Source organism: Paenibacillus radicis (ex Xue et al. 2023), assembly GCF_024722015.1.
Taxonomy (GTDB): Bacteria; Bacillota; Bacilli; order Paenibacillales; family NBRC-103111; genus Paenibacillus_S.
On record NZ_JANQBD010000009.1, the window covers coordinates 1 to 24,794 of the forward strand.

Annotated in this window: 21 protein-coding genes, 1 tRNA gene and 2 rRNA genes; 23 read left to right on the forward strand and 1 reads right to left on the reverse strand. The window is 45.7% G+C overall.

Annotated features, from left to right (window positions below; all coding sequences use genetic code 11):
* The 11 genes from NV381_RS13510 to NV381_RS13560 all read left to right on the forward strand — a co-directional run.
* Positions 1-173: ribosomal RNA gene (locus NV381_RS13510) — 23S ribosomal RNA — on the forward strand; the annotation flags it as partial.
* Positions 174-266: 93 nt separating this feature from the next.
* Positions 267-383 (forward strand): 5S ribosomal RNA (rrf, locus tag NV381_RS13515).
* Between the two features lie 243 nt (positions 384-626).
* Positions 627-2,084, forward strand: a complete 1,458-nt coding sequence (gene guaB, locus NV381_RS13520) for an IMP dehydrogenase (RefSeq protein WP_258213824.1) — start codon at positions 627-629, stop codon at positions 2,082-2,084.
* A 132-nt stretch (positions 2,085-2,216) separates the two neighbouring features.
* On the forward strand, positions 2,217-3,506 hold the full coding sequence (locus tag NV381_RS13525; RefSeq protein WP_258213825.1) for a D-alanyl-D-alanine carboxypeptidase family protein: 1,290 nt from the start codon (positions 2,217-2,219) through the stop codon (positions 3,504-3,506).
* A gap of 106 nt (positions 3,507-3,612) precedes the next feature.
* A complete protein-coding gene (gene pdxS, locus NV381_RS13530) occupies positions 3,613-4,494 on the forward strand; it encodes a pyridoxal 5'-phosphate synthase lyase subunit PdxS (protein ID WP_258213826.1) in 882 nt (293 codons plus the stop codon).
* A gap of 25 nt (positions 4,495-4,519) precedes the next feature.
* The gene (gene pdxT, locus NV381_RS13535) at positions 4,520-5,092 is read left to right on the forward strand and encodes a pyridoxal 5'-phosphate synthase glutaminase subunit PdxT (protein ID WP_258213827.1); all 573 of its coding nucleotides are present in this window, start codon (positions 4,520-4,522) and stop codon (positions 5,090-5,092) included.
* Positions 5,093-5,103: 11 nt separating this feature from the next.
* On the forward strand, positions 5,104-6,384 hold the full coding sequence (gene serS, locus NV381_RS13540; protein WP_258213828.1) for a serine--tRNA ligase: 1,281 nt from the start codon (positions 5,104-5,106) through the stop codon (positions 6,382-6,384).
* A gap of 47 nt (positions 6,385-6,431) precedes the next feature.
* Positions 6,432-6,521: transfer RNA gene (locus NV381_RS13545), tRNA-Ser, on the forward strand.
* A 217-nt stretch (positions 6,522-6,738) separates the two neighbouring features.
* Entirely contained in the window at positions 6,739-7,086 is a 348-nt protein-coding gene (locus NV381_RS13550) for a hypothetical protein (RefSeq protein WP_258213829.1), read from the forward strand.
* Between the two features lie 11 nt (positions 7,087-7,097).
* Positions 7,098-7,280 carry a hypothetical protein gene (locus tag NV381_RS13555; RefSeq protein ID WP_258213830.1) on the forward strand — a complete coding sequence of 61 codons (183 nt, stop codon included), beginning with the start codon at positions 7,098-7,100 and terminating at the stop codon, positions 7,278-7,280.
* A gap of 23 nt (positions 7,281-7,303) precedes the next feature.
* Positions 7,304-7,447 (forward strand): small acid-soluble spore protein P, encoded by a 144-nt coding sequence (locus NV381_RS13560; protein ID WP_258213831.1) that lies wholly within the window; start codon positions 7,304-7,306, stop codon positions 7,445-7,447.
* Positions 7,448-7,821: 374 nt separating this feature from the next.
* On the opposite strand, the gene helD is transcribed toward NV381_RS13560, so the two are convergent.
* Positions 7,822-10,227: an RNA polymerase recycling motor HelD gene (helD, locus tag NV381_RS13565; protein WP_258213832.1), complete on the reverse strand. Its 2,406-nt coding sequence runs from the start codon at positions 10,225-10,227 to the stop codon at positions 7,822-7,824.
* A 158-nt stretch (positions 10,228-10,385) separates the two neighbouring features.
* Here helD and map point away from each other — a divergent pair, with 158 nt between their 5' ends.
* The 12 genes from map (at position 10,386) to NV381_RS13625 (ending at position 24,775) form a co-directional block, all read left to right on the forward strand.
* Positions 10,386-11,132 carry a type I methionyl aminopeptidase gene (map, locus tag NV381_RS13570; protein ID WP_258213833.1) on the forward strand — a complete coding sequence of 249 codons (747 nt, stop codon included), beginning with the start codon at positions 10,386-10,388 and terminating at the stop codon, positions 11,130-11,132.
* A gap of 254 nt (positions 11,133-11,386) precedes the next feature.
* Positions 11,387-13,111 (forward strand): methyl-accepting chemotaxis protein, encoded by a 1,725-nt coding sequence (locus tag NV381_RS13575; protein ID WP_258213834.1) that lies wholly within the window; start codon positions 11,387-11,389, stop codon positions 13,109-13,111.
* Positions 13,112-13,790: 679 nt separating this feature from the next.
* Positions 13,791-15,119: an extracellular solute-binding protein gene (locus tag NV381_RS13580; protein WP_258213835.1), complete on the forward strand. Its 1,329-nt coding sequence runs from the start codon at positions 13,791-13,793 to the stop codon at positions 15,117-15,119.
* A 54-nt stretch (positions 15,120-15,173) separates the two neighbouring features.
* Positions 15,174-16,208, forward strand: coding sequence for a Gfo/Idh/MocA family protein (locus NV381_RS13585; protein WP_258213836.1), 1,035 nt, complete (start codon positions 15,174-15,176; stop codon positions 16,206-16,208).
* Between the two features lie 25 nt (positions 16,209-16,233).
* Positions 16,234-17,427, forward strand: a complete 1,194-nt coding sequence (locus tag NV381_RS13590; RefSeq protein WP_258213837.1) for a DegT/DnrJ/EryC1/StrS family aminotransferase — start codon at positions 16,234-16,236, stop codon at positions 17,425-17,427.
* A gap of 53 nt (positions 17,428-17,480) precedes the next feature.
* Positions 17,481-18,344: a sugar phosphate isomerase/epimerase family protein gene (locus NV381_RS13595; RefSeq protein ID WP_258213838.1), complete on the forward strand. Its 864-nt coding sequence runs from the start codon at positions 17,481-17,483 to the stop codon at positions 18,342-18,344.
* Complete coding sequence (locus NV381_RS13600) at positions 18,344-19,342, forward strand: LacI family DNA-binding transcriptional regulator (RefSeq protein ID WP_258213839.1); 999 nt, start codon at positions 18,344-18,346, stop codon at positions 19,340-19,342. Before NV381_RS13595 ends, NV381_RS13600 begins: the two co-directional genes overlap by 1 nt.
* Before the next feature lie 34 nt (positions 19,343-19,376).
* Complete coding sequence (locus NV381_RS13605; RefSeq protein ID WP_258213840.1) at positions 19,377-20,135, forward strand: glucosamine-6-phosphate deaminase; 759 nt, start codon at positions 19,377-19,379, stop codon at positions 20,133-20,135.
* Positions 20,136-20,165: 30 nt separating this feature from the next.
* A complete protein-coding gene (locus tag NV381_RS13610) occupies positions 20,166-21,089 on the forward strand; it encodes a carbohydrate ABC transporter permease (protein WP_258213841.1) in 924 nt (307 codons plus the stop codon).
* On the forward strand, positions 21,086-21,913 hold the full coding sequence (locus NV381_RS13615; RefSeq protein WP_258213842.1) for a carbohydrate ABC transporter permease: 828 nt from the start codon (positions 21,086-21,088) through the stop codon (positions 21,911-21,913). The genes NV381_RS13610 and NV381_RS13615 overlap by 4 nt, the downstream gene beginning before the upstream one ends.
* Positions 21,914-21,962: 49 nt before the next feature.
* Entirely contained in the window at positions 21,963-23,219 is a 1,257-nt protein-coding gene (locus NV381_RS13620; RefSeq protein ID WP_258213843.1) for an AGE family epimerase/isomerase, read from the forward strand.
* A gap of 65 nt (positions 23,220-23,284) precedes the next feature.
* Positions 23,285-24,775, forward strand: a complete 1,491-nt coding sequence (locus NV381_RS13625; RefSeq protein ID WP_258213844.1) for a neutral/alkaline non-lysosomal ceramidase N-terminal domain-containing protein — start codon at positions 23,285-23,287, stop codon at positions 24,773-24,775.
* Positions 24,776-24,794 lie beyond the last annotated feature (19 nt).

Genomic DNA, 24,794 nt, shown 5'->3' on the forward strand with positions numbered 1-24,794 from the left:
ATAGCTACGTACGGAAGGGATAAGCGCTGAAAGCATCTAAGCGTGAAGCCCCCCTCAAGATGAGATTTCCCAGTATGTAAGACCCCTTGAAGACGACGAGGTTGATAGGTTCGGGGTGGAAGTGCCGCAAGGTATGGAGCTGACGAATACTAATCGGTCGAGGGCTTATCCATAAATATCTGCGATGTGTAACATCGTTAGAACAAAGCGTTGCTCAACGCTGCTTGTTTCGGATCTAGTTTTCAAGGAATAAACCTTGACATTCGTTTGGTGATGATGGCGGAGGGGAACCACGCGTTCCCATCTCGAACACGACCGTTAAGCCCTCCAGCGCCAATGGTACTTAGACCGCAGGGTCTTGGGAGAGTAGGACGTTGCCAAGCAAAGCAACAGAAAAGAGTCTTTTGGGTTTATATCCAAAAAGACTCTTTTTGTTTTATGAAGCTTTGAATTTTTAAGGGGCATACTAAGAAAAGGAAAGTTTGGGAGTCATATTTGCATATTTTACAACTCCTTCCAATGCTTCCAAGCGCACAACAATATATACTTGACATTAAAAAAGGCCTTTTGATACTATTGCAATAATATCTACCGGCAAGTATGAAAATGAGGGAGGATTTAGTTCCGTGTGGGAAAACAAGTTTGCTAAAGAAGGACTAACATTTGATGATGTATTATTGGTGCCGCGAAAGTCGGAGGTTTTTGGTAAAGAGATCGATATTTCAACGCAGTTAACGGATAAGATTAAATTAAACATTCCTTTGCTTAGCTCTGCAATGGATACAGTAACGGAATCGGCTTTGGCCATTTCTATCGCAAGAGAAGGGGGCATAGGGATTATTCACAAGAATATGCCTATCGCCCAGCAGGCCGAGGAAGTTGACCGGGTTAAGCGTTCAGAGAGTGGAGTTATAACAAACCCGTTCTCACTTACAGCTGAGCATCATGTTTATGATGCCGAAGAGCTGATGGCTAAGTACCGTATCTCCGGTGTACCGATTTGTGATGAGAATAAAAAGCTTGTAGGCATTCTGACAAACAGGGATCTTCGTTTTGTACATGATTATTCGATCAAGATCAAGGATGTTATGACACGCGAGAATCTAGTCACGGCTCCTGTAGGAACAACCTTGCAGCAGGCAGAAGGCATTTTGCAAAAGCATAAAATTGAAAAGCTTCCAATCGTTGACGAGCATAACACACTTAAAGGTCTTATAACGATTAAGGATATTGAGAAAGCCATTCAGTTCCCTAACTCGGCGAAGGACAAGCAGGGCCGTTTGGCAGTAGGCGCTGCAGTAGGTGTCTCCAAGGATGTAATGGAGCGTGCGGCGGCTTTGGTTGAAGCAGGAATTGATATGATTGTTGTAGACTCCGCGCATGGACATCATATTAATATTTTAAAGACGGTTAGGAAGCTTCGTGATCAATACCCTGATCTTCCTATCTGCGCTGGTAATGTTGCTACTGGTGATGGTACGAGAGATCTAATTGAAGCTGGCGCATCGATGGTAAAGGTTGGTATTGGTCCTGGATCAATTTGCACAACTCGTGTTATTGCAGGTATTGGTGTACCGCAAATTACAGCCATCTACGACTGTGCGTCGGTTGCCAAGCAATATAATGTGCCGATTATCGCAGACGGCGGGATTAAGTACTCTGGGGACGTTACAAAGGCTATTGCAGCTGGCGCAAGCGCAGTTATGATCGGTAGCCTGTTCGCTGGTACCGATGAAAGCCCTGGTGATTCGGAAATTTACCAAGGCAGAAAGTTTAAAGTTTATCGCGGCATGGGCTCGCTTGGGGCTATGAAGGAAGGCAGCAAGGACCGTTATTTCCAGGAAAATGAAAGCAAGCTGGTTCCTGAAGGTATCGAAGGACGCGTTGCTTACAAGGGGCCGTTGGCTGATACGGTGTATCAATTGATCGGTGGTTTGCGTTCGGGAATGGGTTATTGTGGAGCGAGTACTATACCTGAGCTTATCAACGATACCTCTTTTATCCGTATTACCGGAGCAGGGCTACGTGAAAGCCATCCACATGATGTTCAAATTACGAAGGAAGCTCCAAACTATTCTATGTAAAAATAGCAGTGATTTTAGAAGAGAGACGGCGCCTGATGAGGCTGCCGTTTCTTTTTTTGAACATGCCTCTGGTGCTGTGGTACAATAGTAAATACGCGTTTATATACTATTTTACTAGGAGGAGTGAGAGCTTTGTTGCTGTCTGTAAGGCGCATATCTGTCCTGATTGTTGTTGCATTGCTAATTCAGTTATGTACGTTTGTTATTCAACCCAAAAGTGTTATGGCGGCAGATGCGCCGGCGCCGGATTTGAAGCTGGATGTGAAATCTGCCATTTTGATAGAAGCCAGTACGGGTCAAGTTTTGTTTGAGAAAGATGCGGATACAGCATTACCCCCAGCCAGTATGGCCAAGATGATGACAGAATATTTGGTTATGGAAGCTGTTAAGAGCGGCAAAATTAAGTGGGATGACATGGTGACGACAAGCCAGTATGCTGCGGATGTAATCGGGTCCGGGGGGCTTCTTGCTTTTAAAGAACAGGCCACGGTAAAAGATTTGTTTGCGGCAATGTCCATTTATTCAGCGAATGATGCTTCAGTAGCGCTTGCTGAGAAGATTGGTGATACAGAAGAGAATTTTGCTAAGCTCATGAATGAGAAGGCCAAGCAGCTTGGACTATCCGATCAGGCGCATTTTATTAATGCTACGGGTTTATCAAGGGCTGACCTTGGCAAATATGCTCCAAAGGAGCTGCAAGGGGAGACTCTTCTTACCGCAAGGGATGCTGCAATTTTGGCTTATAATATTATCAAGGATCATAAAGAAATTCTTGAATACACCAAGACTACTTCCAAGAAATTTCGCGAAAAAGATAAAACACCGATGATCAACTGGAACTGGATGCTGGAAGGCAATAAAGATAATGTTAACTTCAAGAAATACGCATATCCAGGATTGGATGGTCTGAAGACAGGTTCTACAGATGATGCGGGTTATTGCTTTACAGGTACGGCAGAACGGAATGGCTTTCGGTTAATTAGTGTGGTTATGGGAACGAAGAAAGAGCCCCAGCGTTTTGAAGAAACAAGAAAAGTGCTGGATTATGGCTTTAATAATTTTGAAACGAAACAAGTGCTTACAGCCAAGTTAGAAATAGATTCCTTGAAGGTAGTAAATATTAAGAAGGGTGTTGCTACTCAAGTACCGGTTGTAACACAAACAGGAATTACCTTCGTTGCGAAAAAAGGAGCTACACCGGATCAATTCGTAATAACCGCTTCACCGGCAGATGAAAGTAAGCTTGTAGCCCCTATCGCCAAAGGGGATGTGCTGGGAACGGTGAAGGTGACTTATGCGGGTACAGAAAAAACGGCTAATTTGATAGCTGTGGATGATGTTGAAAAGGGTAGCTGGTTCCGACTGTTCTTCCGGGCTATTGGCAACTTTTTTGTAGATATGATCTCGGGAACAAAGAAATAAGAAACCAAGCAAAGCGGTTGTGTATTTAAAGGTATTCCTGTAAAATAATTGTTTAGTAGTTTGTGGATTAAGAAATTTATTGATAGATGTTTGGAGGAGTAGGAAAATGGAAACTGGTACATCGCGTGTTAAAAAAGGTATGGCCGAAATGCAAAAAGGTGGCGTCATCATGGACGTCATGAATGCAGAGCAAGCAAAGATTGCAGAAGCAGCAGGGGCTTCCGCTGTTATGGCATTAGAGCGCGTGCCTTCTGATATCCGTGCAGCTGGCGGGGTAGCTCGTATGGCTGATCCAACGGTTATGGAAGAGGTAATGAAGGTTGTAACAGTTCCTGTTATGGCTAAAGCTCGGATTGGGCATTTTGTTGAAGCAAAAATTCTTGAATCTATGGGCGTCGATTATATCGATGAGAGTGAAGTACTAACACCTGCAGATGAAGTTTTCCATATCTTTAAAAAGGATTTCACGGTTCCATTTGTATGCGGAGCAAGAGATCTGGGTGAGGCATTGCGTAGAATCGGCGAAGGCGCGTCTATGATCCGTACCAAAGGTGAGCCAGGAACTGGCAACATTGTTGAAGCTGTGCGTCATATGCGTACAATGGTTGGCCAAATTAAAAGAGTACAAGCTATGTCAAAAGACGAGCTTATGGCAGAAGCTAAAAACCTGGGAGCACCTTATGAGCTGCTGCTGCAAGTTCACGAAACAGGTAAGTTGCCTGTAGTTAACTTCGCTGCTGGCGGTGTATCCACACCGGCGGATGCGGCTTTGATGATGCATCTGGGTTCAGATGGCGTATTCGTAGGATCCGGTATTTTCAAATCGGAAAATCCTGAGAAGTTCGCAAAAGCAATCGTAGAAGCTACAACGCATTATACGGATTATGCCTTGATTGCGGAGGTTTCCAAAAACTTGGGAGCGCCAATGAAAGGTATCGAAATCTCCAAGCTGGATGTTACACAGCGCATGCAGGATCGCGGCTGGTAATTGTCAGCTGAGAGGGTGGACAGGTATGAAAATAGGGGTTTTAGCTTTGCAAGGGGCCGTTGCTGAGCATATCAGGCTTATTAACAAGGCAGGCGGCGAAGGCGTCGTTGTTAAAAGAACGGAGCAACTCGATGAAGTTGAAGGCATCATTATTCCAGGCGGCGAAAGCACGACCATCGGAAAGCTGATGCGCACCTACAACTTCATTACGAAGCTGCAGTCGTTCTCGCAGCAAGGAAAGCCAATCTTCGGTACCTGCGCCGGTCTTATTGTGATTGCCAAGGATATCGCAGGACAGCCGGAGGCCCATCTTGAGTTGATGGATATCAAAGTAGCCCGTAATGCGTTCGGACGTCAACGGGAAAGCTTTGAAACGGATTTGGCTATTAAGGGAATTGCTGACGATGTTCGAGCGGTATTTATTCGAGCGCCATTGATCGAGGAAGTAGGTCCAGGCGTCGATGTATTAGCAACATACCGCGATCAAATAGTTGCGGCGCGTCAAGGACACTTGCTCGCGGCTTCGTTCCATCCGGAACTGACTGATGATGAGCGGATGCATGCATATTTCCTGGACATGGTACGTGAAACGAGGTAGGAGGAGTCTCCTTGTTGGATGTAAAGTTATTACGCAGTGATATAGGACGCGTGGAGCAGGGGATGAAGAACCGCGGCAAAACGCTGGACGATATAAGTCGCTTCACCAGCCTTGATACGAAGCGAAGAGAGCTTCTTCAAGAAGTGGAGCAATTGAAAAACCGCCGCAACGTCGTTTCTCAAGAAGTCGCCGCTTTGAAGAAAGCGAAGCAGGATGCTGATGCATTGATTGAGGAAATGAAGGGTGTTGGCGATCGGATCAAGGAGCTGGACGACGAAATTCGTGTTCTGGAAACCGATCTGAATGGCATTATAATGGCTTTGCCTAATGTTCCGAATGATAGTGTGCCTGTTGGGAGCTCAGAAGAGGATAACATCGAAATTCGTCGTGTAGGCGAACCTGCTAAGTTCTCTTTCGAGCCTAAGGCACATTATGATATTGGGCATGACCTCGGAATTCTCGATTTTGAGGCTGCTGGGAAAGTAACGGGCTCGCGGTTTGTTTTCTATAAAGGGTTGGGTGCGCGTCTGGAACGGGCTTTAATCAGCTTTATGATGGATTTGCACAGCGATGAACATGGCTATGAAGAAATGCTGCCGCCCTATATTGTCAACCGCGATAGCTTAACGGGTACCGGACAGCTTCCGAAATTTGAAGAAGATGTGTTCAAAATTGCGGATACCGATTATTTCTTGATACCTACAGCCGAGGTTCCGGTAACCAATTATCACCGGGATGATATATTGACGCTGGAGGAGCTTCCGAAATATTTCGTCGCATTCAGCGCCTGTTTCCGTTCTGAGGCCGGTTCTTCGGGCAGAGATACCCGTGGCTTGATTCGCCAGCATCAGTTCAATAAGATTGAACTGGTGAAGCTGACGGCGCCTGAGAAGTCCTACGAGGAGCTGGAAAAGCTCACAGCGGATGCTGAGAAGGTGCTGCAGCTGTTGAAGCTGCCTTACCGTGTACTTACGTTGTGTACAGGCGATATTGGGTTCTCCTCGGCGAAAACATATGACTTGGAGGTATGGCTGCCTAACAGCAATACGTACCGAGAAATTTCGTCGTGCAGCAACTTTGAAGATTTCCAGGCTCGCCGAGCGAATATTCGCTTCCGTCGTGATGCCAAAGCAAAACCTGAGTTCGTTCATACACTGAATGGCTCCGGCTTGGCACTAGGCCGTACGGTGGCTGCTATATTGGAAAATTATCAGCAGGAAGACGGCAGCGTTCTGATTCCTGAGGTGCTTCAACCCTATATGAACCATGCAACCAAGATCACTAAAAAATAGCACTTGATATTGCATGTACAATTATGATACAATGCTTTTTGTCACCTGGAGAGGTGGTCGAGTGGTTTAAGGCAGCGGTCTTGAAAACCGCCGAGGTCGTGAGGTCTCCGTGGGTTCGAATCCCACCCTCTCCGCCATTTATTTATTAAATGGCCACTTACGTGAGATGATAGATTACAACCCTACATAATTAAACCAAAAGCTGTGGAATCCATGTTAACTTGGATTGTGCGGCTTTTTTTCTCGTTATCAGGATGGCACCGCGCATTTATCAGGTTCCTTTTTTTACTGCTGTCTGTTGGGTATAAAGTCGTTTAGGGTTCCGCACCTTATAGAAGTGGAGGTGTTGATAAAATGGCAAAGACCGATAGCTTGGCAATCGATCAACAGCAGCTTGTAGAAGCATGGCAAAGAACGATACCAACGGTGCTTAATACATCCGACAAGGCAGAGGTTAAGGCGGATGCAGCTGATCCTAATGCCCTATGGGTAAGTATTGTAACTGAAGGGCGTAACGGTTACAGCTTTGACTTTAAGTGCACGTACGTGGACTCTAGAGAGGTTAAGGTGGAATTTGTCGATGTAGAGGTTGAAGGACGGAATGCGGATGAGCGAACTACGGTGATCCAAACGTTGATCGATGACTATGTCAGGCATATTCATGAGTGTGCGCAGCAGTTGCATGCTCTGACATCTAAATAGCGGAGGGCACAATGACAAAAAACAAAAGTGACGTAGATAAAAATTTGCAAAATGTAGTTAAGGATTTTGATAAGCAAGTCGTTACCAGTCATCAGGCGCAGCAGGTTCAGCAGCAAACGAATGATCACCGGCATCAGGATGCGCTCAATCACGATAAGCCGATAGGCGATTCAGTTCTTACCGATAAAGACTAATAGAGACGAAAGGAGCTCAGAATATGCCAAAGGATATTCCACAACCGGTAAACCCGCCAAGCGGTAAAAAGAATCAAGACGAGCATAATCAGGTTCAAGAACCGCTCTCGGGGTCTAAGAAGGTCAAACAGCAGAATCATTCCCGTCATAATAACGGCGAAGGATAGACGAGTGTCTATAAAAGAAAAAGAGCCCTTTCGAGGGTTCTTTGTTTGTTCATTTCTTTGTCAGTTGAGAATGGGTAAGAGAGGCGTCCAAGCTGCGAAGATTCGAGATTATAAGTTTTTCGATGTCAGGAAATGAAAGCATTCCAACAACATGGAGTGTGCCAGTTCTTCATCATCAGCATAGCTGTATAGCATTCCGCCTTGAGCCAATTCCTCGCAAACATCATCCAACTCGGAGCAGATCGTGATAGATAATTCATTATATATGATGTAGAACCTACCATTTGTAAGCAACCTTTTGCACACCCCATTTCCATAGTTTCCTCATTCTACCATGAAGTATAAAAAAAGAGAACCGACGAATCGGCTCATTTTTAATAGGTCTCCGAATGGTTATAAGCATGCGCATTAAGCGCTAAAATAAAGCGGGTCAGTTCATCGATATAGAAGATGTGAAGCCGATGCATGGCTCGCGTACAAGCTGTGTAGAATAGTTTGCGCTCGCTTTCTTGATCATATTGACTATGAGAAGCATTCCACAGCAGCACAGCATCAAATTCCAGGCCTTTGGCCAAATAAGCGGGCATGATCAGAATACCCTTTTCAAAGGAATGATCGTTCTTGGTGATTAATGCTACCGGTATCGAGGGAAATAGCCGCTCATAAGCTACACGGCTCTCCTCTGCCGTTTTGGTAAGAATAGCAATGGATTGTATTCCCTCAGCCTGCAAGGCATTCAAATCAGCGATTACGCTTGCTGTGAGGCTATTTATGTCAGTGGCTCTTAGGACAAGCGGTTTTTCGCCATTACGATTAAAAGGTTCTATGGCTTCACCATTCGGCAGCATAGCTTTGGTGAACTCAACGATCTCACGGGTAGATCGGTAGCTTCGTACCAAGCGAATGATATCCGTTTGTCCGGCGCCGAACAATTCAATGACATGGTTATATCCATGCGGATTGCTTGGTGTGTCTACGTTATTTTTTTCATTGGATTCACTAGTGACCGTGCTATTAGTATAGATAGCTTGGTTCATATCACCCAACAAAGTCATTTTGCTGCGGGGGAACAGTCTTTTCAAAAAGGTGAATTGGAATGCCGAATAGTCCTGAGCCTCATCTATAATGACATGACGAACCGTGTTGTATGATTGAAAGCCTTCAATTAGCTCATTCAAATATAGCAAGGGAGTGGCGTCTTCAAAAGCAAGCTGTTGGTTGTCGAGCTGTGCAACGGTTTGGAGGCATATAGCTTCCCAATCCGCCGGCAGCAATGTTCCCTCTATGGACTCGAGCAGGCTGCGGCTGTGTTCTTGGAACAACTGCTTGTAGAGGGCGTGAATGTTAATGAATTTCAGCTTTTTAATCTTACGGCGAAGCGGCTGGAAATTCTGATGAACGACATATCTGCTCAATAGAAATGCTTCCTGTTTGGCATCATAGAACAGTTGTTCCTGATCTGTGTTCCTCTCCTCCATAGTGCTGAAAGCCTTCTGGTACTCATCCTTGTCGAGCAGCTCCATAGCTTCCTTCACCCAAGCTTCAGTTCGCTCGGCTTTGGCCAAAGCCTTAAGCTCCTTAAGCAGCCAGTCTTTCATCAGTTGTACCCGGTTGCTCAGCTTAATGGACGGATCTATACCGTAAAAATAGTCGCTCAATTGCTGCTGGGATATCAACACTTTGCCGCGAAACCTAAGATCTTTGAAGATCATATCGGCTTGCTCCAAATGCTGCGCATAGCTGTCCATAATACGAATAAAAGCATGAGAGGACTTGAACTGGATACCGCTTTGGCGTATGGCGTACGCAGGGTCGTTTCTCGCTGTTAGCCTATATTCCATCTGGGTATACTGATCTTCGACATTATAACGGCTGCCTAAACGGTATTGTAAATATTGCTGATAGGTCGTTTGCTGCATGTTGGTTTCCCCGAGCTCCGGGAGCACCGTTGAAATATAGCTGTTAAATAAGTCATTTGGCGAAAAAAGCACCATATTATCAGCATTGAGCGTGTTTCTGTGCTTATACATAAGGTAAGCAACTCGTTGCAGCGCAACGGAGGTCTTACCGCTACCTGCTGCACCCTGGACGATTAGAACCTGATGCCGGTCATCCCGAATGATCTGGTTCTGCTCTTTTTGGATAGTAGCCACTATGCTTTTCATTCGATCATCGGCGTTTTGACCGAGCATAGTCTGTAAAATTTCATCGCCAATGGTGATTCCTGTATCGAACATTGCCTTCATTTCGCCCTGCCGAATGACATACTGCCGTTTCAACTCAACTGTTCCGTCAATTTGTCCGCCGGGTGTCTTATAAGAAGCAGGTCCTGGCGGGAAATCGTAAAATAAGTTGGAGATAGGCGCTCGCCAATCATAAATCCAATACTGCTGCGTAGCTTCGTCAAAGAAGGATGAGGTTCCTATGTAAATGCTCTCCGTATCCTGATAGCCGCTTTCTGTAAAATCTATCCGGCCAAAATAAGGAGTATCATGCAGTCGAAGAAGTTGCTTCAGCGTGTCCTCAGCATGCAGAAGATCTCTTTCCTGATTGACCATAACCATAGATTGCTGATTAATGCTTGTATAGGTCTCCATGATTTCGTCCGGATTATTCATATTAACGGTAATGTCGGCCCAAAAATCACGGTTGGTGTCGATAGCGGTTTCTAATCTTTGTTCGGCGAGCTGTCCTACTTCATTAACGCGAGTTTTGATCAACCCGGCAACGCGGCGAAGCCGCTGCTCTTCTTCGTTCCATGCACGGTCATGCATTGTCATACCTATACCAGCCTCCTTCACACAGAGTGTACAATTGCGGAAAATGTATGCGTACATTCTGAAGTTAATGTAACATATAGTCACTTTTTCATGCAATTGCGTAAGCTAGTAGTATAGGTAGGCCGTACAGCTGAGCGAAACTTTAAGGAGGTGGCCCCATGATCATTTTAAAGACACCACAAGAAATTGCCAAAATGCGTGAAGCGGGGAGAATTCTGGCTTTATGTCATCAAGAAATAGGTAAACGAATCGGACCAGGCGTTACAACCTTGGAGATCAATGATTTTGCAGAGCAGTTTATTACAAGGCATGGTGCTCAGCAGGTAACTAAAGGGTACAAAGGCTTTCCATTTGCAACTTGCGCTTCGGTTAACGATGTGATCGCTCATGGATTCCCGAACCCTGTGCCGCTAAAGAGTGGTGACATTGCCAAGATAGATATTGTGTGCAGTTATAACGGATGGATGGCGGATTCAGCCTGGACCTACATGATCGGAACGGTTTCCCCTGAAGCCAAGAGGTTGGTGAAGGTCACTAAGGAATGTTTGGATCGTGGTATCGCGCAAGCAGTGGCTGGACGTCATATTGGAGATGTGATGCATGTAGTTCAGAAGCATGCCGAAGATGCGGGGTACTCGGTTGTCAGAGATTTGGTTGGGCATGGGATCGGTCAATCGATGCACGAGGCCCCTTCATTCGAGCATACGGGCAAGCCGGGGAAAGGCTTCAAGCTGAGAGAAGGCATGGTCATTACGATAGAACCGATGATTAATGCAGGAGGCTATGAGATGTTCATCGACTCCGATGGCTGGACAGCGCGAACCTGGGATGGAAGCTTATCCGCTCAATTTGAGCATACCGTGGCGATAACAAAGGAGGGCCCACAAATCTTGACATTGGTGTAAAAGGATTGATGAGAGCTCTTCTTGTAGGGCTCTTTTTTATTCGTGCAAAAGCTATACTTGGATTCAAATACAGTAGTTAGTCAGAGAGTATGCAGGTATATGTTTTTATATTAGGTCTATATACCTATACATAATTGGAAACTCGGCACCGAAATTATCAAGGTGTTAATTTGACTGCAAAAAGCAATTTTTTCCAGTAGAAATTAACAACAAAAAATCCATATAGAGATAGATTATATTCGGAGGCTGCGAAGATGAAATTGACATTGTTCAAAAAACTTTTATTTAGCTTTTTGGTAGTTTTACTGCTGTTGTCGACCATAAGTATTACAGCAATAACGAACATGGGCAATATGGGTAAGAAGTCGAAGCAAACGACTGAAATAGGGTTGACGAATGTTATTCTGCTAGGCAATTTAAATCATAACCTGATTGAGCTTGACGATCTGATGTTGCGAATCCAGTTAAATCTCGAAGATCAAAGAGCACAGGAAGGCCTAGGCATGGATGCCGAAAGTCAAACGGATAAAGCAACCCGTCTGTTCAATGAAATTCAAGGAAAGGTAAAGAAGGTTGATGGAATAGCCTTTACTGAAAAGGATGCCGGTTTGATCAAGTATTTTGCTCAAAACTGGAATGCTTATGCTGAAAAGTTTCCGGCGATCTTGAGCGGTGTACAAAAACGCGGACCTGAAGGGATGGATCTCATTCGTCAGGGGAATGTTTTTTTAAGCAGCTGCAGCGCAATTGTCAGTATGCTTAGTGAAAATAACCAGGGATATGCCAATGAGTGGGCTGCTGAGCTCACTGATTCGTATGAGTCTGGCGTTGCCTGGGTTATAGCGTTGAGCTTAATTGCTATAGCCGCTGGCCTCGCTGTATCGTTCTTGATTGCCAGACATGTATCCAAACCGATACAAGAGATGAGCTCCATTGCAAAACGAGTATCATCAGGAGACCTATCCGTTAATAATTCCATTCTCACTCGTCAGGATGAAATTGGAGAGCTGAGTGGAGCTTTCGGACAGATGACTGACCATATGCGCCAAATGATACTTAAAATTAACGAGCATGCCCAGCTAGTGGCAGCTTCCGCAGACCAGCTTAATATAAGCTCGGATGAGATGCAGATCTCCTCACGGCAAATTGCAGAAACGGTTAAGGATGTAGCTGACGGCGCGAATAAGCAGACCCTAAGTATGGAAGAGACATCGCGTTCTATGGAGGAAGTTGGCGCAGGAATCGGACGACTCGCCGAGAATGCGGCTTCCATCTCTGAAACGGTGGAGTCATCAAGGCAGCAAGCGGAGAATGGGGGCAACTCTATTCAAATTACAGTCCAGCAGATGAGCTCTATAAGTGAATCCGTTCACCAAACGGATCTTGTTATCAAGATGCTCGACCATAAATCACAGCAAATTGGCAGTATCCTGCAAGCTATCCAAGATATCGCCCAGCAAACGAATCTACTCGCGTTAAATGCAGCGATAGAAGCGGCAAGAGCTCATGAACATGGAGCGGGATTTGCTGTAGTAGCGGCAGAGGTACGTAAGTTAGCGGAGCAGTCCAGCAGCTCTTCGGGTGAAATAGCTCAACTGCTGAATGAGATTCAAACGAGTATTCATGAATCCGGTGAATCGATGAGTAAAGTTAAGGATGAAGTACAAACAGGAATTGAAATGGTTCGCGAGACAGAGCTTAATTTCGATCATATCAGGCAATCAACAACAGAGATTGCTTCTCAGATTCAGGAAATGGCGGCGACCTCGGAAGAAATGTCCGCTGGAGCGCAGCAAATTACAGCAGCTGTCCAACAAGTTACGGCTATTGCCCATAAATCATCTACAGCATCACAGAATGTGGCGTTAACTGCGAGCAATCAGCTAAAAACGACGGGTGAGGTTCAATCCTCCGTAAAATCCCTATCCGAGATGACGGAAGAGCTGCATCGTCTATTATCACAGTTCAAGGTTTCGTAAGAAAAGACGATAGCAAGGCAGCCAACAGACAAGCATTCCAGTCCATAGGACTGAAATGCTTGTCTGTATTTTTTTGCAACTAATAAATGTATGAGAGATTGTTGCACTGAATTAGAAAAATTTTACTAAATTAAGAAAAGAGGGTTGAATAAAATTTGTAAGCGCTTTATAATACATTTGAAACGGTTCAAATTATCGGATCGGCTATATTTGCTTTTACAGTGTAAAAAGGATCCTTTACCGGAACTCTTTAGTAAAAACTTAGAATATGAAACAAACGTGTTACTACAATGATAATTTAGTTGACATTAAGTTATCGCGAATCTATACTGAAAATAATTATTTAACTCAAATTTTGAACCGGTTCAAATCCGAAAGCAACCACTTTTTCCTATTGGAAGACGATTTTTACTGGGTTTCAGCAGTTTTATAGGGTTTGTTTCTATTATTTATTGAAAAATCATTTATTGCGTCGACAGGTATTTTCATAATTCAATGTCATGTTATATAACGTTGAAGTTGTGTAGTGAGAAAAATGATTTTTTTTGAAATTGATTTGAACCGGTTCAAATCAATATTTAAGGAGGTGGTTGTAGAATTTTTATGATTGCTGGAAGTCAACCAAGTGTTACCTGTGGAAAATTTCTACCAAATTCATTTTCAGGGGGAGAATCAACTAATGAAATCAAACCGTTTATTGACAACCGCACTGACAAGCGCTCTTTCATTATCCATGGTTTTGGCAGGCTGCTCTAGCGATAGCGGAAAACCGGCCGACGGCTCGAAAGCACCAGCAGGAGATAAGTCAGCTAAGCCTGTGGAAATATCCATCTGGGGCGGATGGCCGGAGCTGGATCCGTGGTTTCAAAAAATGGCCGATGAGTTCAAGAAAACTAATCCGAATGTAACGGTCTCGATTTCTTCATTCCCGCTTCGCGACTACGAGAAGAAGGTTGCAGCAGCGCTTCCCTCAAAAAGCGGGGCAGATATCCTTCCCTTAAATCCGAATCTGGCGCTTCGCTATATTCAAGGTAATATGCTTCAACCCGCACCTGAGGATTTAGTCAAACAAGTGAATTCGGGTATTCATCAAAAATTGGTTGTCGATAACACAAAAGTGAAGGATAAGACCTATGGCGTACCTGCTCTGATGGGGGCGGGAGCCATTTACTATAACAAAGACATGCTGAAAGAAGCCGGGCTTACCGCTCCTCCAACTGCAGATCAACTGCTGGAGTACGCACAGAAGTTGGCTAAAAGAGATGCCTCCGGTAATCTGGAGCGTGCAGGTATGAGTCTTCGGTTAAGCGGCGGGGGCAGCGGGGTTGGAGAAAAGTTCTGGAATCTCCTCGCACAGAGGGGCGGCAGTATTATTAAAGAAGCTTCTCCAGGAAAATACAAGGCGGATTACAACACGGATGCCGGGCTTCAAACGTTGAAAATGTATGTAGATATGGTACATAAGTACAAAACGGATGATCCCAAGGTTAAGCATGATACTGAGGCGTTTCAAACCAAGCTGGCTGCATTTTATGTCCGGGAATCCAACGTTATCATCGATACTAAGAAAAAAGCTCCTGATTTAAACTATGATGCGGCACCGCTTAAGTCCAATGTTGTAAGTATAGTTAATTTCTACGTATCTAGCGCACAAAAAGAGAAGGCGGATGCAGCCTGGAATTTCATTCGCTTCTTAACGAAACCTGAGAATCATGCACAAATGATTGCAATGACGGGTTGGTTGCCTGCGCGTGATGACCTGGATCTGAGCAATCTATATAAAGATTACCCGCAATATAAAGCGTTCTTCACCAAGCAAGATTTACAGGCATACCCGCCGGTTGCTGAGTTTGATGAGATCCTGACCAAGTTTGCCGACCGTTTAGCTACTAAGGGCTTCACTGATGCATCTTTTGTTGACAATCCGGAGAAGATGAAAGCTTTCTTGGATGAAGCAGCTAAAGAAACGAACGATATTCTGAAAAAAGCTGGAGTATTGGCGGAATAGTGAGACAAAGCGAGTCTAATTGAAGATTAGGCTCGCCCATCTAAGGGGTGAAACATGCCAAGCAAATTGAAATTCGCCATTGTTGGGGCTGGTGTAATTGCAAGATTCCATGCAGAATCTATTCTTCAGAAGCATGCGGATGCAGAATTGATAGCCATTGCCGACCCAAGTATTGAAAAGGCACGAAGACTGGGAGAGCAGTTTAACGTTCGTTATGTATTTGATAACTATGAGGAACTGCTTAAGCTTTCGGACATTGATGTCGTATGCGTATGTACGCCAAGTGGTATGCATAGCGAAGTAACCATAGCGGCGGCCCAAGCCGGGAAGCATGTGTTGTGCGAGAAGCCATTGGAGATTAAGGCCGATAAAATGACCGCGATGATCAAGGAATGCCGAAAGCAGCAGGTTAAGCTCGGCTGCGTATTTCAAAGGCGGCTCATGCCGGCGGCGCTGCACGCACGCCAAGCGATTCAAGATGGCAAGCTCGGCAAGCTTGTTATGGGAAATGCGTATTTGAAATATTATCGCAGTCCCGAATATTACGGCAGCGGCGGATGGCGAGGCACTTGGGATCTCGACGGCGGGGGAGCTTTAATGAATCAAGGTGTACATGGAGTGGATCTAATCCAATTTTTAATGGGAGATGTTGCATCCGTATTTGCTTATACCGCTCCGCTTGTCCGCAGTATTGAAGTCGAAGATACGGCGGTAGTTGCCATAAAGTTCATAAATGGGGCATTTGGCGTTATTCAAGGGACGACTTCCATCTATCCGGGCCAGGAAACGCGCTTTGAGCTGCATGGGGATAAAGGAACGATTGAGTTTGGCGATGAAGGCATTAAGCAGTGGAATTTCATGGAGCATAAGGAAGAAGCGCCGGTAATTCATGACACACTTGGACTTGGCTCCAGCAGCAATCCGCAGCAAATTTCAATCGAGGGGCACTGCTTTTATATTGAGGATATGATTCAAGCTATTCGTGAGGATAGGGAACCGCATATCAATGGAGAGGAAGCAAGGAAATCCGTTGATTTGATCCTGGCGATTTATGAATCGTCACGTTCCGGCAAAGAAATCATGTTGTAATCTGACCAACCAGGAGGGTAATCCTATGGTAAAATTAGCAATAGATGGGGGAGTACCGACGAGAACCAAGTCGTTCCCCGACTGGCCGATATATGGAGAAATGGAGGAGCGTCTCCTTCTCGAAGTGCTGCATTCCGGTAAATGGGGAGGGACAGGACGTATCCAGCTCCCGGAAGCGGAGAAGCAATTTGCAGCAATCCACGACGCGAAGCACGCAATTACCGTAGTCAACGGAACGGTAGCTATTACTATTGCGCTGCAAGCGGCTGGTGTCCAACCTGGCGATGAGGTTATCATGCCGCCGTACACCTTTTTTGCAACCGCGTCGGCTGCACTGATGTTTGGTGCTATACCCGTATTCGTAGACGTAGAGGAAAACACACTTCTGCTTGATGCGAGTAAGGTTGAAGCCGCCATCACACCTAGAACAAAAGCGATAGTTCCCGTCCATATTGGTGGAGCTATGGCTGATATGACACAACTGAAAGCCATTGCTGATAAATATAAGCTGCGTATTATTGAGGATTCAGCGCAGGCGGTAGGGGCGCGCTGGAATGGTTCAGGAGCCGGAACGATTGGCGATCTGGGCACGTTCAGCTTCCAGTCAACGAAGAACATTAACTCAGGCGAAGGTGGAATGATCCTTACCCAGAGCGATGAGATGGCAGATCTGGCATGGTCCCTTATTAACGCCGGAAGAGTTCGCAGCGGTGAATGGTATCAGCATGAAAATGTGGGCTGGAATCTACGAATGACGGAATTCCAGGCCGCTATTCTGATCGCCCAGTTAAGCCGATTAGAGCAACAGATGATAACCCGTGAGAAAAATGCGAAGCTGCTCGAAGAGCTAATGCGCCAAATCGAGGGCATTCGGGTTCTTGATAGAGACCCTCGAATCACCCGCCATGCCAATCATTTGTTTTTATTCAAAATAATGCCGGAGCTTGCCGAACGAATCTCTAAACAAGAGGTATGCAGAGCAATAGGAGCCGAAGGTATTCCTGTACATGAAGGTTACGTATCCTTGAATTTAAATCCGGCGATTATCGAAGGAACCCGCAAGTGGACAGGTGAATCCCGTACTTATTCGTGTCCGGTTAGTGAAAGGGCTTGCCTTAAAGAAGCGTTGTGGATGCATCAGAACGTACTATTAGGCGATGAACAGGATATGTATGATATTGCACAGGGAATCACAAAGGTACTGAAATCGTATTCATAGGACTGTCATCTTACGCCGACCTGCCAGGCAATTGCAAGGAAAGGAAGATAAACATGATATGGGACCGCTTGGGTGTGCTGACTGATGAAATTTCTCCATCCTTAACGAAAGCGTTGGATTGGGCTGTTCAACAAAAATTAAGACATGTAGAGATTCGTACAGTAGATGGGATCAACGTTATGAACTTGACGGACGATCAATTAATCGATATTCGCAACAAGGTGGAGCAGTGCGGTTTATTCGTTTCTGCTGTCGCCTCTCCAGTTTTCAAATGTGCTTTGGATTTGAATCGTCCTGTTGCAGGCGGTGATACATTTGGTCTGGGAGAGGAAGATATAACAGCTCATTTTGCCAAGCTGGAAAGAGCTATAGATATCGCGAAGCTGCTCGGGACATCACGTATTCGTATCTTTTCTTTTTGGAGAGAGCAAGAGCCTGAGAGGTATATAGATGATATTGCCGCCCATTTAAATACAGCAGCGGTAAAAGCAGGAGCAGCCAATGTTACTCTTTTACTGGAGAACGAGCCTTCCTGCAATGGGGGTTATGCAGCGGAAGTCGGGGCACTGGCCAGAAGGGTAAATCACCCTTCGTTAAAAGTATTATGGGATCCTGGCAACGAGGCTTATGGCGGTCGACACGCATTTCCTCAAGGCTATGAGCTCGTGAAGGATACTATAGGGCATGTTCACTTGAAGGACGCATTGATTGGTTCCGATGGCAGCCCGCGCTGTGTCCCGATCGGTGAGGGAAGCGTAGCGTATTTCGAACAAATAGATGCACTTGAACGTGACGGGTATTCAGGCTTATACACGATAGAAACACATTATATTCCAGAGGGTGGAACACCCATGGAGGGTACTCAGCGTACGATCGAAGGACTATACAAGCTACTTGCTTCGGAGGATTTTTGTTAATGAATATTACTATATCCGATCTCTCCAAAATGACAGGACTGGCCAAAAGCACAATCTCTGGCGTACTGAACAACAAAGAGGGCTTTTCAGAGAAAACCAGACAGAAGGTGCTGCAAACCGCAGCCCAATACGGCTATGTTCCTAATGAGATTGCTAGAGGATTAACCTCAAGATTCACCAAAACAATTGGCTTGCTGATCAAAGATATTACGAATCCCTTTTACAACCATATTACCAAGGGCGTTCAGGAAGTGGCTGCAGAGCATGGATATACGGTGTTTTTATGCAGCAGTGGCGAGGACCATAAGATGGAAGTGGAACAAATTCAGGCAATGGTTGGCAAAAGGGTCGACGGTCTTATTATTGCTCCGCTGTTGGAAGAAGTCAGCTTTGACCACATCTATGCTTTAAAAAGGAAAAAGCTTCCGTTTGTATTGCTCGGGAACATTCCCGGACTCGATTGCGATACTGTGGAATTTGACGATTACAGCGGAGGCAAGCAGGTGACGGAGCATTTGCTGCAAAAAGGCCATACGCGAATCGGCTTCGTTAACGGCCTCAACACTTCGAAAGCGGGCAAGCTGAGGTTCGCCGCCTTCCAAGACACACTTTTCGCCCATAGTATCACTACAGATCCCAAGTATATTTTCAAAGAGGCAAAGTCGTTGTCTGATGGTTATGCCATTGGAAACCAGCTAATTGCGATGGAAGATCGACCGACTGCACTTGTTTGCTTCGATGATGTTATAGCAATGGGGGTAATAAAAGCTTTTGACAATGCAGGCTTAAAGGTACCGGACAATTTGTCCGTAACTGGCTTCGATGATATTGAACTCGCCATTTTTCCATTAACTACTGTTTCGATTCCAACCCTGGAGGCAGGGAAGGCATTGGCACAAACATTGATCGATCGTATTATGCAGGAGCGTGTCTCCAAGAGCAAACATATCGTGTTTGAGCAAAAGTTAATTCCTCGAGCTTCAGTAAAACAGCTTTAGATGCAAACTAAAAATAAGGGCTGGGTGATTAGTCATGGGTTACATAGATCAGGTAGATCGTTTACAAATTCGCAGATATGAGACACGTAAGGAAATGGGAGAAGCAGTAGCTGCTGGCTTAGCGGATAAAATGATTGAGCTTCTTACTATAAAAGAAACAATCGCCGTGATCTTTGCTTCCGCACCTTCGCAGAATGAATTCCTTGGCGCTTTGCAATCTATTGACAATATACCGTGGGAGCGTGTCATCTGCTTTCATCTGGATGAATACGTGAGCCTGTCCGCTGAAGCTCCGCAAAGCTTCTCTCGTTACTTAATGGATACATTGTTTAACCGCCGCAAGCCGAAGCAGTTTCACGCTATTGATGGGTTGAACGATCCTGCTGCGGAATGTGCACGTTATTCGGCGCTGCTGGCTGCGCAACCGATTGATATCGCTTGTATTGGCATTGGAGAAAATGGACACATCGCCTTTAACGACCCCCATGTTGCGGATTTTCAAGATCCTAAAGCCGTCAAGGTTGTCTTGCTGGATGAGATTAGCCGACAGCAGCAGGTCAACGATGGCTGCTTTGCATCGCTAGGTGAAGTTCCTCTGGAAGCTATAACATTGACGATCCCGACAATCCTGTCAGCAGCTTCGATTTACTGCACCGTTCCTGGCGAGCGTAAAAGCTCGGCTGTCCGAGACGCCATTCAAGGACCTGTAGATGTCAGCTGCCCCGCCTCAGTATTAAGAAATGCTACCGCGGCATATATGTACCTGGATAAAGAGAGCGCCTCGCTTCTATGAGTAAAGAAACCTATAGAGGGGGGATGGAATATGTCGATAAATAGGAAAAATAAGTTTCGGCTGAAGCCGGCCCATTGGTTCTGCATAGTAGGCTTGGCTCCGATCCTGATCTTGTACGGATACTTGCGGTTTATACCCATAATTAAAACCATGTATATCAGCTTCTTTGAATGGGATTTGGTATCTGATAAAAAACCTTTTGTAGGATTTGAAAACTTTGTCACGTTATTTCAAAGCGAAGCTTTTCTAATTTCACTTAAAAACACTTCCATTATCGCTTTCGGCATTTTAATTTTCAGTGTACCCAGCGCTCTATTGATTGCTTACCTCCTTAGTAAAGGAGTGCGTTTTAAAGCGTGGTATGAAGCGTTCTATTTTCTGCCGGTAATAACGCCAATGGTTCCTGTAGCTGTAACCTGGAAATGGATACTTGATTCCAATCACGGATTGCTTAACTATTTTTTATCATTCTTGGGTATAGCCAAGCAAGCTTGGCTGTTCGATCCTAAGCTGGCCATTGTTTCCGTCATTATGCTGACCGTATGGAAAACGATCGGTTATAATATGATCATTTTCCTGGTTGGGATAACCGGAATTCCGAAGGATAATTATGAAGCGGCTTCGATTGATGGGGCGACAGGGGCCAAAGCCTTCTGGTATATTACACTCCCGCTCCTTAAACCGATTACGGCTTTCGTATCCATTATAACGATTATCCACGGCTACAATGTTTTCAGCCAAATCTACATTCTGGCTTCGGATATTCAAGGTTCCCCGGGATATGTGGTCAGGGTGCTTGTGTACGATATGATCGAAAATGCATTCCGGTATTACAAAATGGGCTACGCATCTGCTGAGGCCTTCATACTATTCCTTATTGTGTTGGTTCTTACGTTGATTCAGCTGTGGCTTGCCCGTGAGAAAACTACGTCGAAAAAGGGGTTGAAATTATGAGACAGCGAAACAGGATTGCATCCTTTGCCAGTCTCCTTGTACTAACGGTTGGTGCCGTTATTATGATAATCCCCTTCTTATGGATGATTTCCACTGCGTTCAAGACATCTCCGGAATTGAATGTTTGGCCGCCCACGTTCATTCCGAATCAGTTCAATTTCAGTAACTTTGCCGCGGTATTCAAGGCTGCTCCCTTTCATCTATATTTTCTAAACAGCTTGAAGATGGCAACCTTTTCCGCAGCGGCAATAGTGTTCACCTCTATGCTGGCCGGCTATATTTTCGCCAAGTTTCGTTATTTTGGATTGGCCTTCCTGTTTTCCATCTTTTTATCAACCGCGATCGTACCTTTTGAAATCTATATGATACCTTTGTACTTACAAATGCAGCAGTTGGATTTGCTTAACAAGTTCACGGGTATGGTGATGCCTTATCTGGTTATGAGCTTCGGTATCTTTTTTATGAGACAAAATATCATTCAACAAATACCCGATGAAATTATTGAATCTGCAAGGGTCGAGGGTGCCTCTGAATGGAGAATCTTTTTCCAGATCGTGTTTCCTTTAATGACAGCGCCGATTAGTGCACTCAGTATATTTGCCTTTATAGAAGCGTGGAATTCATTCGTATGGCCTCTGCTCGTTGTTGGGGATAAGTCGTTGTTTACGATGGAGCTGGGATTGGCTATGTTCCAATCGACTTTCTCTATTGATATGACAGTGATGTCAGCCGGGTCGGTCATCTCGATTATCCCGATTATGATTGTGTTCATTTTCCTGCGAAAATATATTATTCAGAGCGTTAGTATGACGGGAAGCAAGTAGTTAAAGGCTCAACACAATACTACACAATTCAATGATAATGAGGTGAACAATGAACAAGCTGTTGCCATTTTATCAGGATCATGTGCAGCATGTACTGCTTCCCTTTTGGATGAGAGCGCTTGATGACAAGCACGGGGGTGTGTACACCTGCTTCAACAATTTAGGGAGTGAAATGATAGGCACGGACAAATATACATGGTCGCAAGGTCGGTTCATATGGCTGCTGGCGAAATTATCAAATCTGTGCAGCAAAGGGCTGTTACATGGGGACGCTGATTTTTATTTGCAGCATGCACGAAAAACGGTCGATTTTTTACAGCAGCATGTGTTTATGGAGAATGGAAACTGTGCTTATGTATTGTCCGAGTCGGGTGAAAAGAAGGAATTGGCAGCGGGGGAAGGCTATGACACGAGCTTTTATGCCGATTGCTTTGTAGTTCTGGGCTTTGCCCAATATGCTGTAACGGCCCACGATTCGGAGGTGCTTAAAGCTGCCCTGCGGCTGTATCATCGCATTGATGAAAGGTTGGCCGATGGAGATATACGCAGCGAGCCGTATCCCATCCCGGATGGATATAAGGCGCATTCCGTATCCATGATAATGCTGAACGTTTCGCAGGAGCTTGCTGATGCGTTGGAGATTTTCCATCATGAAGAAGCAGCGGAAATACGCAGGAAAAGCAGTGCCTATATGGATGAGATTATGGAATGCTTCCTTGACTCGGACGGTTTAATACGGGAAATGCTTCCAGCTAATCCAAGCGATAGCGATACATTGCTCAGTACACACATCACACCCGGGCATTCCCTGGAATGTATGTGGTTCGTCATGCACGAAGCGGGAAAATTAGGCCGTACAGAGCTGATTCCTAAAGCGATACAAGCTGTGAAGCGGGCTGTACAGCTAGGCTGGGACTCCGAATATGGAGGATTGTTCCGCTATGTCGACCGCAAGGACGGAGCCCCGCAGGGACGTAAAGCAGGCGGACGTTATGAAGGACTCGTTTGCGACACCTGGGATATGAAAATTTGGTGGCCTCACTCGGAGGCGCTGTATGTGCTGCTGCTTGCACACAAGCTGACGGGGGACACCGAATGTCTTGAAAAATATGAACAGATGCATGATTACGTGTTCCGTACCTTCCCTAATTCCGATCCCTCCATAGGGGAATGGGTCCAGATTCGCAATCGTAGAGGAGATCCGGTGCAGAAGACGGTCGCTCTGCCGGTCAAGGATCCTTATCACATTATGCGCAATGCTTTGCTAATCATTGAATTGCTGTCTGATGAGTCAGTGAATAAGTAAGTAAGAAAAATAAGGGGACGCGGGAAAACCGCGACTCCTAACCCAATCGACAGGAGCGAAAGCCTATGGAAGCGCGCTTGCTGCTTGGCTCCGCCAAGGCGGACATTACTCCGGAAAGGCCTATACCTTTGGCGGGGTTTGCTCATCGCCAAGGGACGTTCGAATCCGTTAAACACCCGCTTCATGTGCGGGTTTTTTTCTTTAAGCAAGAGGAGGCAGGGAGCACTTCTATACGATTGAATTCAGAACAGGATGAATCCCATAGGATGGCCTGGTCGGCACAAGCACTGCTCCTATCCGCTGATTTGATCTGGTGGGGCAGCGAACGACTTGAAGGCTTAAGGCAGCAATTGGGGCGACGATGGGGATTCAAGAGTGAAGAGATAGTATTCCATGCTACCCATAATCATTCAGGTCCACAGACGAGTGGTGCTTTCACTTCATCAATCGGCAAGCCTGACCCAGCCTATATTTCCTTCTTGGAAGCAGCCATACTGACTGCCGTTGAAGAGGCAGCTTCCACATTTGAGCCTGTAACGGTGGAGAGCGGCCGGGGGGAGTGCCACATGGGCATTAACCGTAGAAAGTGGGTGAATGGTCAGATCTTCATGGCTCCTAATGCAAGCGGCGCTACAGACCCCGCTGTTACAGTTACACGGTTTAACAAGCTTATAGGTGGAGAGACGAAAGCGCTGCTGGTTCATTATTCTTGTCATCCGACGACAACAGGAGACAACGACGTTTCTTCGGAATTTCCGGGGATTGCGATGGAGCTTCTGGAGCATGCCATTGGGGGGGATGCAATCGCAGCTTTTGTACAAGGCTTTTGTGCCGATGTACGGCCTGCCCTAGTTGAAGGAGAGAGCTTCTTCCGCGGAGGCGACAAGCATGTAGAGCAGCTGGGAAGAATGCTGGCTGATGAGGTGCTTGCCGTGCTGGGAAGGCCTATGGCTCAGCTTCCCCCTGCAGTGCTTAGCGGACGGCAATTGACGGTCCCTCTTCCGTTTCAAGCTGTGCCCACTCCGAAGGAGCTTAAAGAAATGGCCGAGGTGGCTTTGCACTCTATCGAGAGAAGTGTGGCAGAATCCAATTCAGAATTGGTGATAGATGCTGATTCGATTCCACCTTCTGCTGACAAGTCCCCTTCACAGCATTCTGACGCAGCTGTTGCCAATCCGCAGCTTCTGAAGCTGCAGCCGGAAATTATTATCGAGTGGAGCAGGCTGCTGCTCAGCGAGCCGGAACGGCTGCGTGCGGCAGCCGATTTGGAGATGACCCTGCTGACACTTGCAGAGGGCTGCTCCATCCTCGCCGTAAATGCTGAAATGTCCGTTCATTACGGACTATGGGCAAAGCAGCTTCTGGGTAATGGAGTGATGCCGACAGGATACAGCAATGGGATGATCGGTTACGTGCCAACTTCCTCCCAAATTGACGAAGGTGGATACGAAGCGCACGACTCAACCTATTATTTTGGCCTTCCGGGACCGTTCGCCCATGAACTGGAATCATCGATTTATGAAGCCATAAAGCAGTTCCGTTCTCATAAGGAATAAAAAGATAGAAAGAAGGAGG

What these genes read in the sequence shown, in the direction of transcription:
- pdxS (WP_258213826.1), top strand. Translation starts at nt 3,613, where the DNA reads ATGGAAACTGGTACATCGCGTGTTAAAAAAGGTATGGCCGAAATGCAA.
- pdxT (WP_258213827.1), top strand. Translation starts at nt 4,520, where the DNA reads ATGAAAATAGGGGTTTTAGCTTTGCAAGGGGCCGTTGCTGAGCATATC.
- NV381_RS13550 (WP_258213829.1), top strand. Translation starts at nt 6,739, where the DNA reads ATGGCAAAGACCGATAGCTTGGCAATCGATCAACAGCAGCTTGTAGAA.
- NV381_RS13555 (WP_258213830.1), top strand. Translation starts at nt 7,098, where the DNA reads ATGACAAAAAACAAAAGTGACGTAGATAAAAATTTGCAAAATGTAGTT.
- NV381_RS13560 (WP_258213831.1), top strand. Translation starts at nt 7,304, where the DNA reads ATGCCAAAGGATATTCCACAACCGGTAAACCCGCCAAGCGGTAAAAAG.
- helD (WP_258213832.1), bottom strand. Translation starts at nt 10,227, where the DNA reads ATGACAATGCATGACCGTGCATGGAACGAAGAAGAGCAGCGGCTTCGC.
- map (WP_258213833.1), top strand. Translation starts at nt 10,386, where the DNA reads ATGATCATTTTAAAGACACCACAAGAAATTGCCAAAATGCGTGAAGCG.
- NV381_RS13575 (WP_258213834.1), top strand. Translation starts at nt 11,387, where the DNA reads ATGAAATTGACATTGTTCAAAAAACTTTTATTTAGCTTTTTGGTAGTT.
- NV381_RS13580 (WP_258213835.1), top strand. Translation starts at nt 13,791, where the DNA reads ATGAAATCAAACCGTTTATTGACAACCGCACTGACAAGCGCTCTTTCA.
- NV381_RS13585 (WP_258213836.1), top strand. Translation starts at nt 15,174, where the DNA reads ATGCCAAGCAAATTGAAATTCGCCATTGTTGGGGCTGGTGTAATTGCA.
- NV381_RS13590 (WP_258213837.1), top strand. Translation starts at nt 16,234, where the DNA reads ATGGTAAAATTAGCAATAGATGGGGGAGTACCGACGAGAACCAAGTCG.
- NV381_RS13595 (WP_258213838.1), top strand. Translation starts at nt 17,481, where the DNA reads ATGATATGGGACCGCTTGGGTGTGCTGACTGATGAAATTTCTCCATCC.
- NV381_RS13600 (WP_258213839.1), top strand. Translation starts at nt 18,344, where the DNA reads ATGAATATTACTATATCCGATCTCTCCAAAATGACAGGACTGGCCAAA.
- NV381_RS13605 (WP_258213840.1), top strand. Translation starts at nt 19,377, where the DNA reads ATGGGTTACATAGATCAGGTAGATCGTTTACAAATTCGCAGATATGAG.
- NV381_RS13610 (WP_258213841.1), top strand. Translation starts at nt 20,166, where the DNA reads ATGTCGATAAATAGGAAAAATAAGTTTCGGCTGAAGCCGGCCCATTGG.
- NV381_RS13615 (WP_258213842.1), top strand. Translation starts at nt 21,086, where the DNA reads ATGAGACAGCGAAACAGGATTGCATCCTTTGCCAGTCTCCTTGTACTA.
- NV381_RS13620 (WP_258213843.1), top strand. Translation starts at nt 21,963, where the DNA reads ATGAACAAGCTGTTGCCATTTTATCAGGATCATGTGCAGCATGTACTG.
- NV381_RS13625 (WP_258213844.1), top strand. Translation starts at nt 23,285, where the DNA reads ATGGAAGCGCGCTTGCTGCTTGGCTCCGCCAAGGCGGACATTACTCCG.